12 protein-coding genes are annotated in these 11,930 nt (G+C 44.6%); all 12 read left to right on the top strand.

The window, feature by feature from the left end:
• Positions 1 to 200: 200 nt before the first annotated feature.
• Positions 201 to 1,376: an ATP phosphoribosyltransferase regulatory subunit gene (locus UJ203_RS11255; protein WP_105990914.1), complete on the top strand. Its 1,176-nt coding sequence runs from the start codon at positions 201 to 203 to the stop codon at positions 1,374 to 1,376.
• Positions 1,369 to 2,010, top strand: a complete 642-nt coding sequence (hisG, locus tag UJ203_RS11250) for an ATP phosphoribosyltransferase (protein ID WP_322010803.1) — start codon at positions 1,369 to 1,371, stop codon at positions 2,008 to 2,010. The genes UJ203_RS11255 and hisG overlap by 8 nt, the downstream gene beginning before the upstream one ends.
• Complete coding sequence (hisD, locus tag UJ203_RS11245) at positions 2,007 to 3,290, top strand: histidinol dehydrogenase (RefSeq protein WP_322010801.1); 1,284 nt, start codon at positions 2,007 to 2,009, stop codon at positions 3,288 to 3,290. Before hisG ends, hisD begins: the two co-directional genes overlap by 4 nt.
• Complete coding sequence (gene hisB / locus UJ203_RS11240) at positions 3,287 to 3,871, top strand: imidazoleglycerol-phosphate dehydratase HisB (RefSeq protein WP_322010799.1); 585 nt, start codon at positions 3,287 to 3,289, stop codon at positions 3,869 to 3,871. The genes hisD and hisB overlap by 4 nt, the downstream gene beginning before the upstream one ends.
• On the top strand, positions 3,872 to 4,510 hold the full coding sequence (hisH, locus tag UJ203_RS11235) for an imidazole glycerol phosphate synthase subunit HisH (protein WP_202852905.1): 639 nt from the start codon (positions 3,872 to 3,874) through the stop codon (positions 4,508 to 4,510).
• The gene (hisA, locus tag UJ203_RS11230) at positions 4,507 to 5,244 is read left to right on the top strand and encodes a 1-(5-phosphoribosyl)-5-[(5-phosphoribosylamino)methylideneamino]imidazole-4-carboxamide isomerase (protein WP_229149404.1); all 738 of its coding nucleotides are present in this window, start codon (positions 4,507 to 4,509) and stop codon (positions 5,242 to 5,244) included. The genes hisH and hisA overlap by 4 nt, the downstream gene beginning before the upstream one ends.
• On the top strand, positions 5,241 to 5,999 hold the full coding sequence (gene hisF, locus UJ203_RS11225) for an imidazole glycerol phosphate synthase subunit HisF (RefSeq protein ID WP_305934996.1): 759 nt from the start codon (positions 5,241 to 5,243) through the stop codon (positions 5,997 to 5,999). The genes hisA and hisF overlap by 4 nt, the downstream gene beginning before the upstream one ends.
• Complete coding sequence (hisIE, locus tag UJ203_RS11220; RefSeq protein WP_105953987.1) at positions 5,996 to 6,616, top strand: bifunctional phosphoribosyl-AMP cyclohydrolase/phosphoribosyl-ATP diphosphatase HisIE; 621 nt, start codon at positions 5,996 to 5,998, stop codon at positions 6,614 to 6,616. The genes hisF and hisIE overlap by 4 nt, the downstream gene beginning before the upstream one ends.
• 249 nt (positions 6,617 to 6,865) lie before the next feature.
• Positions 6,866 to 7,594, top strand: coding sequence for a lipoprotein YvcA (locus UJ203_RS11215; RefSeq protein WP_322010789.1), 729 nt, complete (start codon positions 6,866 to 6,868; stop codon positions 7,592 to 7,594).
• A 1-nt stretch (position 7,595) separates the two neighbouring features.
• Positions 7,596 to 9,506 (top strand): DUF6792 domain-containing protein, encoded by a 1,911-nt coding sequence (locus UJ203_RS11210; protein ID WP_322010787.1) that lies wholly within the window; start codon positions 7,596 to 7,598, stop codon positions 9,504 to 9,506.
• 14 nt (positions 9,507 to 9,520) lie between these two features.
• The gene (locus UJ203_RS11205) at positions 9,521 to 9,880 is read left to right on the top strand and encodes a hypothetical protein (protein WP_044159330.1); all 360 of its coding nucleotides are present in this window, start codon (positions 9,521 to 9,523) and stop codon (positions 9,878 to 9,880) included.
• Between the two features lie 178 nt (positions 9,881 to 10,058).
• Positions 10,059 to 11,822, top strand: coding sequence for an ABC transporter ATP-binding protein (locus UJ203_RS11200; RefSeq protein WP_227598865.1), 1,764 nt, complete (start codon positions 10,059 to 10,061; stop codon positions 11,820 to 11,822).
• Positions 11,823 to 11,930: the final 108 nt, after the last annotated feature.

Genomic DNA, 11,930 nt, shown 5'->3' with positions numbered 1-11,930 from the left:
ATCAAGAATTTGAGATATGACCTACCTTTCATCATTTATTCATGACTTTTTCATATTTAGGAGGAGGATTTCTGAACGAAAAAGATTCGTGCGAAAGTTAAGCATTGATTTCCATTCTTTCATCTGCTAACATATTATCATATTAGCGAACTAAAGGATTCGGAATTTTCCTTCAAACGATTACGGAGGTGCTCGGGTTGATGTTTATGTTTGAAAAACCGCACGGCATGAGAGATACACTGCCCGGTTTATATGAAACAAAAAAAAAGGTGAGGCAATCGTTAACCGATATGATAGATAAATGGGGCTATCAATTTATGGAAACACCGACGCTGGAGTTTTACGATACGGTTGGTGTGCAGTCAGCAATTGAAGAGCAGCAGCTGTTTAAGCTTCTGGATCAGGATGGAAAGACACTGGTGCTTCGCCCGGATATGACAGGGCCGATCGCAAGGGTGGCGGCATCAAAGCTGCTGAAACATGATCATCCCCTCAGAGTCGGCTATGCGGCAAATGTGTTCAGAGCTCAGGAACGCGAGGGCGGACGTCCTGCCGAGTTTGAGCAGGTTGGAGTGGAATTGATCGGTGATGGCACGACAAGTGCGGACGCAGAGGTCATTGCCTTAGTAGTCGGTGCGTTAAAAAATGCCGGCTTGACTTCATTTAAAATTGCAATCGGCCACGCAGGCATTGCAGATGCCCTGTTTGTCGAGGTGCTCGGGAATGTTGAACGAGCGGACGTACTGCGGAGGTTTTTATATGAAAAGAATTATGTCGGCTACAGAGAGCACGTCAAATCTCTTCCGCTTTCCTCCATTGATAAAAACAGATTGCTTGAGCTTCTCGAATTGCGAGGGAGCATAGAAGTATGCGGACGTGCTGAAGAAATCGTCGATTCAGCGCAAGGAAAAAGTGTGGTTGATGAACTGAAGGCGCTGTGGGAGATTCTTGAGGACTACGGATGTACGGAAAATGTCCGTCTTGATCTGAATATGGTCAGCCATATGAGCTACTACACTGGGATTTTATTTGAAGTGTACGCGGATAATGTAGGCTTTGTGATTGGCAGCGGCGGCCGTTATAACAAGCTTCTTGGACATTTTAATTCACCGGCGCCGGCGACGGGTTTTGGGCTTCGGATTGACCGGATGATTGAAGCGCTCCATATGAAAGACGAACCTTGTGAAATGGATGCTGTCATTTTCAGCAAAGAACAGCGGGTGCAGGCCATCGCTTTTGCGAATGAAGAGCGTTTGAAAGGTAAAAAAGTTGTTCTTCAGGATTTACTGGGGATTGAAAATATTGATCAGATGACAAAATCATTTGCGAATGTCACCTATTTTATCGGTGCCAGAAAGGAAGAGCAAAATGGGTAAGTTACTCACAATGGCAATGCCAAAGGGGCGAATATTTGAAGAAGCAGCAGGGCTGCTGCGGCAGGCGGGATACAAGCTGCCGGAAGAGTTTGAGGATTCCAGAAAGCTGATCATCGACGTGCCGGAGGAAAATCTCCGCTTCATTTTAGCAAAGCCGATGGATGTCACCACATATGTGGAGCACGGTGTGGCAGACGTCGGAATTGCGGGGAAGGATGTCATGCTGGAGGAGGAACGCGATGTATATGAGGTGCTGGATTTGAAAATCAGCAAATGCCATCTGGCGGTTGCCGGACTTTCCGATACAAACTGGAGCGGCGTCGCGCCGAGAATCGCCACAAAGTATCCGAATGTGGCTTCCAGTTATTTTAGGGAGCAGGGAGAGCAAGTCGAGATTATTAAACTGAACGGCTCTATCGAGTTGGCACCTCTTATCGGGCTTGCGGACAGAATAGTCGACATCGTATCTACAGGACAGACGCTCAAAGAAAACGGACTCGTTGAAACAGAGCATATTTGTGATATCACCTCCCGCTTTATCGTCAACCCAGTAAGCTATCGCATGAAGGACGATGTCATCGACGAAGTGGCATCCCGTTTATCTCTTGTTGTGGAAGGAGAAACGGCAAAATGAAAATCAAAACGATCAGCGGCGCGGACCGGCTTTCTCTCAAGCGGTCAATTGATGCCGGAACGGAAGAACAAAGAAAAGCGGTCCGATCCATTATTGAACATGTAAAAGCAAACGGTGATCAGGCCGTTCGTGACTACACGGCCAAGTTTGACGGCATCAAGCTCGACAGCGCATTGGTCACAACAGAAGAAATTGAAGAAGCATACAGCTTGCTGGATCCCCAGCTGCTGCAGGTGATCAGGCAGGCGATCAAAAACATTACTGAATATCACGAAAGGCAGCTTCAGTCTTCCTGGTTTTATCACAGAAAGGATGGCACAATGCTGGGACAGAAAGTGACTGCACTTGATTCTGCCGGCGTTTATGTGCCGGGCGGAACTGCCGCATATCCGTCATCTGTTTTGATGAATGTCATTCCGGCGCTTACAGCGGGCGTGGAAAGAATTGTTCTTGTCACACCTCCGGGAAAAGACGGACGGCTGTCTCCGGGAGTCTTAGCTGCAGCTGCCGAGCTGGGCATCAAAGATATATACAAAATGGGAGGGGCTCAGGCAATTGCGGCGCTGGCGTACGGAACAGAAACCATTGAGCCGGTGGATAAAATCACAGGCCCGGGAAATATTTATGTCGCGCTTGCCAAACGAGAGGTGTTCGGTGATGTCGATATTGATATGATTGCCGGACCGAGTGAAATCGTCGTCCTGGCTGATGAAACAGCTATCCCGCGGGAAATTGCCGCCGACCTGCTGTCACAAGCGGAACACGACATGCTCAGCTCATGTGTGCTTGTCACAGATTCCATGCCGCTGGCTGAGGCCGTTTCAGCCGAGGTGAACGAGCAGCTTAAAACCTTGCCGCGCAGAGATATTGCGGAAGCTTCAGTGAGAGATTATGGATCTATTTATGTGGCTGAAACGATAGATGAAGCGGTCAATACAGTCAACACGCTCGCCCCGGAGCATTTAGAAATCATCACACAGTCTCCCGAAGCTTTGCTTGGCAATATCAAGCACGCAGGTGCGATTTTCTTAGGCCGATACAGCCCTGAACCGGTCGGAGATTATTTTGCCGGACCGAACCATGTGCTCCCGACAAATGGAACGGCCAGATTTTCAAGCCCATTAAACGTCACGGATTTTCAAAAGAAATCGAGCATTATTTCATATAGCCAATCAGCCTTTGAAGAACATGCGGATAGCATTGCGGCCTTTGCCAGACTGGAAGGATTAGAAGCGCATGCGAGATCAATCGAAGCGAGAGAATGGAGGAATTCAAAATGAGAAAAGCGGAACGCGCCAGAAAAACAAACGAAACAGATATTGAGCTGGCATTCGCAATAGACGGCGAGGGACAAGCGGATATCAAAACAGACGTGCCATTTATGACACACATGCTGGATTTATTCACGAAACACGGACAATTTGATCTTTCCATTAACGCGAAAGGCGATGTTGATATAGATGATCACCATACAACTGAAGATATCAGCATTTGCTTAGGTCAGGCGCTGCTTGAAGCCTTAGGCGATAAAAAAGGAATTAAACGCTACGGATCAGCGTTTGTTTCGATGGATGAGGCGCTTGCTCAGGTGGTGGTTGATTTAAGCAATCGGCCGCACTTGGAAATGCGTGCTAACTTTCCGGCAGCGAAAGTCGGAACTTTCGATACTGAGCTTGTACATGAATTTTTATGGAAGCTGGCGCTTGAAGCACGGATGAACTTGCACGTGATCGTTCATTACGGCACAAATACGCACCATATGATAGAAGCTGTTTTTAAAGCATTAGGACGCGCGCTTGATGAAGCGACAACGATTGACCCGCGTGTCAAAGGGATTCCGTCAACGAAAGGGATGCTGTAAATGATCGGTGTGATAGATTACGGAATGGGCAATTTATACAGCGTCTCAAAGGCGCTGGAGCGTGTCGGCGTGCCATACTTTGTTTCTGGCATGCCAGAGGAGCTGAGGAAAGCCGATGCTTTCATTTTGCCGGGAGTCGGATCATTTGGGGATGCGATGGACAATTTGCGCAACGCCAAACTCGATCAATTCATTCACGATATGGTATCAGAGGGGAGACTGCTTTTTGGGATCTGCCTTGGCATGCAGCTATTGTTTGATGAGAGCGAAGAGCATGGAACCGCTGCAGGCCTCGGTTTGTTAAAGGGAAAAGCGGTCAGGCTGAAGCCGGAAGATCAGGAGGGAAACAAGCTGAAGGTTCCGCATATGGGATGGAACCGCCTTTCCTTTCATAACGAATCTCCGCTGCTGGCAGGAGTGGAGGAAGGCTACGCTTATTTTGTCCATTCCTTTTATATTGACGGAATGGATGACGGCGCGCTTTTGGCAAGCGCCGAGTACGGTGTGCGGGTGCCTGCGGTTGTCGGAAAAGAGAACATCTTCGGCGCCCAATTTCACCCGGAAAAAAGCAGCACGGTCGGAATGTCTATCTTAATCCAATTCACAAAAATGGCAGCAGAACAGAAGGTGAAAAAATGAGTGCTTTTACATTATACCCGGCCATTGATATGAGAAACGGCAAATGCGTACGCCTCGTTCAAGGTGATTACAGCAAGGAAACTGTATACGGTGATTCACCGTTCGACATGGCCTCTTTATTTGCGAGTGAGGGTGCTGAATGGATTCATCTTGTTGATCTTGACGGCGCGAAGGAAGGAAAAAAAGTAAATGACCGTCATGTCATCGAAATTGTACAAAAGCTCAATCTGAAAGTCGAAATCGGCGGCGGCATTCGTTCGGAAAGCGACGTCTACGATTACTTATCGGCAGGAGTCGATCGCGTGATCCTGGGAAGCTCTGCTGTTTCTGATCCGCCGTTTGTAAAAAAAATGCTGAAAGAGTATGGCGAAAGGATAGCCATCGGGCTGGACGCAAGAAACGGCTTTGTTTCAACAGAAGGGTGGCTGGAAACATCAAGTCTTAAGGCGGCTGAACTCGGCAAAGAGCTCGCCAACGAAGGCGCAGAAGTTTTTATTTTTACTGATATCGCGACAGACGGGATGCTGTCAGGCCCCAATATCGAAAGCACAGTGGAACTCGCAAAGGAAACCGGAAAATCTGTCATCGCCTCTGGCGGAGTCAGCTCTGTTGCGGATCTTGAAGCTCTTGCCCGTTATCATGCGAATGGGGTTTCTGGAGCCATTATCGGAAAAGCACTGTATACCAACCAGTTTACACTTGGCGAGGCGCTTGAAAGGATGAAGGGGAAATGATAACAAAACGGATTATCCCATGTCTTGATGTGAAAGAAGGGCGCGTTGTCAAAGGGATTCAATTTCTTGAGCTGAAGGATGCCGGCGACCCTGTCGAGCTGGCGGAAGTATACGATCAGGAAGGCGCGGATGAACTGGTGTTTCTTGATATTTCTGCCTCGCATGAAGGCCGCAAAACGATGGTTGACGTCGTAGAGCAGGTTGCTGCAAAGCTTGCGATTCCGTTTACAGTCGGAGGCGGCATCAATCAGCTTAGCGATATGAAAACGATTCTGCGTGCCGGCGCGGACAAAGTTTCTGTAAACACGGCAGCTGTTCTCCGTCCCGAGCTGATTACCGAAGGCGCGGAGTTTTTCGGCTCTCAATGTATCGTACTCGCCATAGACGCCAAGTACGACGAAGAGTCTGACACGTATAAGGTTTACACGCATGGCGGCAGAAAGAAAACGGATTGGGAAGTTACAGCATGGGCGAAGGAAGCTGTCAAACGCGGCGCCGGAGAAATTCTCCTGACCAGCATGGACTCAGATGGGGAGAAAAAGGGTTTTGACCACAGGCTGACAAAGCTCGTGTCAGAAGCTGTTCCGGTTCCTGTCATCGCTTCAGGGGGAGCAGGAAACGTGCAGCATATGCTCGAGGCTTTTACAAAAGGGGAAGCGGACGCCGCGCTGGCTGCCTCCATTTTTCATTATAAAGAAACATCAATTAAAGAAGTGAAATCATATTTGAAAGAGCACGGGGTGAATGTGAGATGAAACAGGCAGATGAACTGCGTTTTAACGAAGACGGATTAATCCCCGCCATCGTCCAGGACGCGGCAAGCAAAGAAGTGCTGACACTTGCATATATGAACAGGGAATCGTACGAAAAAACACTGGAAACGAAAGAAACGTGGTTTTACAGCCGCTCGCGGCAAGAGCTATGGCACAAGGGAGAAACATCGGGGAATACGCAAGCCGTCAAGGGCATCCGATATGACTGCGACCAAGATGCACTGGTCGTGCTTGTAGAGCCGTCCGGTCCGGCATGCCACACAGGCAGCTACAGCTGTTTTACAAAGGAACAGACAGAAGAACAAACTTCCGGCCGATTTGACATCTTAAGCGAGCTGGAGCGCGTCATCGCAGAACGCCAAGCGGAAATGCCTGAAGGAGCTTACACCACTTACCTTTTCGACGAAGGCGTCGATAAAATTTTGAAAAAAGTCGGTGAAGAAGCATCAGAAGTCATCATCGCCGCCAAAAACCGTGATCACGAGGAACTGAAATGGGAAGCGGCAGACCTGCTGTATCACCTCCTTGTCCTGCTCAGAGAACAAGCATTGCCACTAGATGATGTGCTGGAAGTGCTGAGAAAACGCCATTCTGAATAGTAAATGAAAAGAGCCTATGGATAACGGCTCTTTTTTGTTGTAAGAAAAATGTAATGGGTATTTAGTAATGTAATAGGTGTTTCACATTCCGAATTGATAAAAGAAGGTCAAAACCAAGTCTGATTTCCTATTTATCCAAATTCCGCCATGATGTAACATGGAAAAGGATAATATAATCACCCCGCAACCGGGTCAATAGTATTACTTTTGAAAAATAGAATGATCTCACAAAACCCTTGGAGGTTCGTAATGAAAAAGATTATCTTTATTTGCTTCAGCTTATTACTTGCCCTGACAGGAGGATGCAGTATGAACGACAATGAAAAAAACAGCAAAAACAATGAAAATAAAACTGAAGCCGTAAAACCAAAAGACATGGATCCAAAAGACCTGCCGCAAGTTCCGGCGTTTCAGGACGAGAAAACGAGAGAATACATGGTGTCAACGAAGGAAGAGGAGCCTGGGTACTATTTGCTTGAGTCTAAGTTGAAAGGATTTAGGATGTTGTTTCCGGAGGATGCGAAATATCTATCAAGAAGGTCATCTTTAACTGGGGAAAACAAAGAAAGTATTGGATTTAATAGTTATGATAAAGACACCAATGTAATGTTTGATGGCCATGTAACATATTACAAAGAAGAAAGTTTTGTGAATGAACCTGAGACAATGCTAGATATTGTTAGTGGAAAAAATGATTATAAAGGTGAATACAAAAAAAGTAGCAAAAAGAAAACGGATATCTACTTTGCTAAGAAAAAAGACATCTTTGACGATATTGATAGAAAATATAATGATTCATACAGTTACTTCGGGTATGTGAAATCTATAGAAGAAGATAACTTAGGAGTAGAATACGCCTTTACTTTCGGATGCAAAAATGAAAATCAACCATGCTCCTTAGATGAAGAAAAGGCTAAGAATAAAGTAGAGAAATTAATTAATTCTATCACCTTTTTAATAGATAAAAAGGAGAAATAAGATGGAAAATAAAAATGTATTTGAGAATGAGAACGTAAAGTTACGGCTAATTGATTTAGAATATGACTATAAACAAAAGTTTGCCTCAATCAATGCAAGTGAAGTTAAGGAAGCCAAAGCGGATTTCGAAGCAGATGTACGGAGAATTTATAAAGAGGAAACCCACCACGATGTTCCGGAGAATACAAAAATTAAAATATATACCTCCAGTGAACTTGTAAACCAGAATACAAGTATAGAAAGTTCGACCAGAGAATCAGGTTACGATGGGACGGCAATCCATATAATAGATAAGAAAAAACATATCGATCAGCTTCATATTATTTCAGAAGGCAGTGCTGATAATAAGGATTGGTCGTATAACTTTTTTGGTCTCTTTTTAGGAATCGATCATAGTCAGTATGAGGCTACAAAGGAGTTTACTAAAAAAGCAAAGAAAACAGCAGGTGACTCTGAGGATTTAAAAACATTCGCTTTAGGACATTCCCTTGCTAATAATAACCAAGTAATGGTGCAATTGATTAATGGAGAATATGATGAAGTTTATGGTGTAAATGGGGCTCAAGTCAATATCGATCAATTACTTGAAACTGATGAAAGTTTATATAGATATGTTATTAGGAAATTTAGTTATAAATACGAAGATATTGATTCTGTCCCACCAGAAAAGTTAAAAAAAGAAATCCAAAAATATTATGAAGACAAAGGCGTAACAGCAAACATCACCCAGCGCATCTCAAAGGATGACCCGCTGTACGGTGCGAGCGGCAAGGCGGATTTCATTACATTCGGTGATGTGAAGATGGCGGATACAAACACAAGTGTAAAAGGCATCAGAAATATTATGGATGGGGTCCCTGATGAAGACGTGAGAGCGATTCAAGAATTCCTTCAAAAATATAAGGATGACTATGAAAAAGATGGCTTGAACGGTTTTGTAAAGGCTGCAAGCGGGATAGACATAGAATTGATAGAAAAAGTAAAGCATACAGACGGCGTTTTAGCGAAAGCAAGTGTTGTTTATGAAAATTTTGATGATGTTAAGCAAATGTATGGCCGAATTAAAGAGCAGCTGCCAGCCTTTTTAGGTTTTCTTCATACCCTGTTGGGAAACAGCGGGCCTATTGTAGATCAGCTTGCTGAAAATGGTTATATAGATGATACACAGAAAAAAGTCATCAAAAAAGAGTTATCTAATCTTAATGCGAGTATGAGAGGTATAGAATCACGATACGAACATTTCATTGATCATTTAAAGCATGGTCAATTTACGCAAGCTTTAAAAGACGTTGGTGAAATAGTGGAGTATGTAAAATCAATGATTTCTTCTTTTGAAACACTAAACAAAGAAACAAAAGACGCATTAAAACTCATCGTCGACGGCCACAGCATCGTTCAAATGCTGAACGCGTTATCAAAGGAAAAAGGCTTCAGCTATAAAGGCTCCGATATTTACTTTACAGGGAAGGGCGGCTCGGGAGAAAAGATTAAAGTCAATATCTCTTCCGCTGTCAGAATCTATCAAAACGGCATGAAGATCGTTGAAGATATGGAAGATGCGATTTCCGCGTACCAAAAGGTATTCCGTCAGGAAATCGATGAAGAGTTTATAGACAAAAAACAGGCAATCATCACGTCGATTCAACATATGGAAGAAAACCCTTCGCAATATGCCTTCGATCTTCAATTCCGGCTTGCGGCCGGTTTCAGTCACGCATTCGATAAATTAGAGAAAATATCAGTTCATGAATCGTTCCATACAGGTGCTCTCCCTGCTAATGACGGAATTGTTGCAGAACTAAAAAAACAGACATCGGAAAAAAAGAATTTTATCAAAAATATCCGCGAGAGCATCGAAAAGCTATTTGAAAAAGAAGAAATGATCTCACAGCTATTCGATTTTCAGCCTTAGGAGGAATAGACAGAGTGACTTCCTTATTTTCAGAAAGTGAAACAGAAGTTGTATCAACCACCTATATGTTTCTAACCCATGACGAAATGAAGGGGAAAGCAGGCAGTCTCAATAAACCCATCAACGACATTCTCAGCCTGACTAAAAAATTTGAGTCTGCATTAAAAGAAGAAATCAAAGGGCAAAAAGGAATGATTGTCAAAAAAATAAAAGAAGAGCTTGAATCGAAAAGCGAAAAGCAGAAAACTGCACTTCAAACGATAAAAGAAGAGCATACTGCAAAGGTTGACCGGTTCAAGATGATCATTGAAGACCTGAGGCAGCAAGAGGTTACCTTAACGTATCGAAAAAAGAAGCCTGAAAAGGATCTATAATATGAAACGTCTCCTATTCGAGTCATGAATAGGGGATTTTTATTTTAAGTGTACAAGAAAAATATACTGAAAAAGTCTCTCTCCATTGTTATGATTTAGATAGAGTAAAAATAATCCTATTATATTCCGTTCAACCTTGCTGACCGCGTAAAGGGATTGAAACAGGAGGAAAAATACTATGTCAACACAGCAACCTAAAAGAAAATTCAAAGCCTTTTTTGCATTAGTGAAACAGACAAACCCATCCTATGGAAAGCTCGCTTTTGCGCTGATTCTCAGTATTGTGACAACACTGGTCAGCCTGCTGATTCCTTTATTAACGAAACAGCTTGTCGACGGTTTTTCTATGTCAGCGCTGTCCGGCACGCAAATCGGGCTGATCGCGCTCGTATTTCTTATTCAGGCCGCTTTAAGCGCCTACGCTACATACGCGCTAAACTATAGCGGGCAAAAAATCATCTCTGGGTTAAGGGATTTATTATGGAAGAAATTAATTAAGCTTCCTGTATCTTATTTCGATACTAACGCTTCCGGTGAAACTGTCAGCCGGGTCACGAATGATACGATGGTGGTAAAAGAGCTGATCACCAGCCATATCAGCGGATTTATAACAGGCATCATTTCGGTCATTGGATCACTCACCATCTTATTCATTATGAACTGGAAGCTGACGCTGCTTGTTTTAGTTGTTGTTCCATTAGCTGCGCTGATTTTAGTGCCGATCGGCCAGAAGATGTTCTCCATTTCTCGGGAAACTCAAGATGAAACCGCACGTTTTACAGGGTTGCTCAATCAAATACTTCCGGAAATCAGGCTTGTGAAGGCTTCAAATGCAGAGGAAGTCGAATACAAACGCGGAAAGCTGGGGATTTCTTCATTATTCCAGCTGGGGGTTCGTGAAGCGAAGGTGCAATCGCTTGTCGGGCCGCTTATTTCTCTCGTATTAATGGCCGCACTCGTGGCTGTTATTGGATACGGCGGTATGCAGGTGTCATCAGGCGAATTGACTGCCGGAGCACTCGTGGCTTTTATTTTATATTTGTTTCAAATCATTATGCCGATGGGCCAGATTACAACGTTCTTCACACAGCTGCAAAAATCAATCGGTGCAACGGAACGGATGATTGAGATTTTGGCAGAGGAAGAGGAAGATACCGTCACAGGAAACCAAATTGACAACGCACATCTGCCTATCCGGCTTGATCAAGTGTCCTTTGGCTATAAGCCTGGGCAGATGATCTTGAAGGATATCAGCGCCGTGATTGAAGCGGGAAAAGTAACAGCAATTGTTGGGCCGAGCGGCGGCGGGAAAACCACGCTGTTTAAACTGCTTGAACGTTTCTATTCTCCGACTGAAGGGACCATTCGATTGGGAGACGAGCCGGTGGATACGTATTCGCTCGAATCGTGGCGTCAGCATATCGGCTACGTGTCACAGGAAAGTCCGTTAATGTCGGGGACGATCAGAGACAATATTTGTTATGGGCTGGAACGTGAGGTAACGGATGCCGAAATCGAAAAAGCAGCGGAGATGGCATACGCTCTTAATTTTATACTGGAGCTGCCGAATCAGCTTGATACTCAAGTGGGCGAACGCGGCATTATGCTGTCGGGCGGACAGAGACAAAGAATTGCGATTGCCAGGGCACTTCTCCGTGATCCGAGCATCCTGATGCTTGATGAAGCCACTTCCAGCCTCGACAGCCAATCTGAAAAATCAGTGCAGCAGGCACTTGAGGTGCTGATGGAAGGCCGGACAACAATTGTCATCGCTCACCGCTTATCGACTGTTGTAGATGCAGATCAGCTATTATTTGTTGAAAAAGGGGAAATTACGGGACGGGGCACGCACCATGAATTAATGGCTTCCCATGACCTTTACAGAGATTTTGCTGAACAGCAGCTTAAAATGAATGCGGATTTAGAAAACAAAGCCGGGTAAATTCTGGTCGATTCAGCCAGTAAAAAAAGAGGAGGGATTTTCCCAATCCTTCCTTTTGAACTATTGAGGGGCTTACGATTTATGGTATACTACTGACGGTAATATTGT

This window comes from Bacillus sp. V26, from assembly GCF_034296245.1.
Classification (GTDB): Bacteria; Bacillota; Bacilli; order Bacillales; family Bacillaceae; genus Bacillus; species Bacillus halotolerans.
The sequence above is the reverse complement of the archived record's forward strand: the minus strand, read 5'-3'. Positions and strand labels throughout refer to the sequence as shown.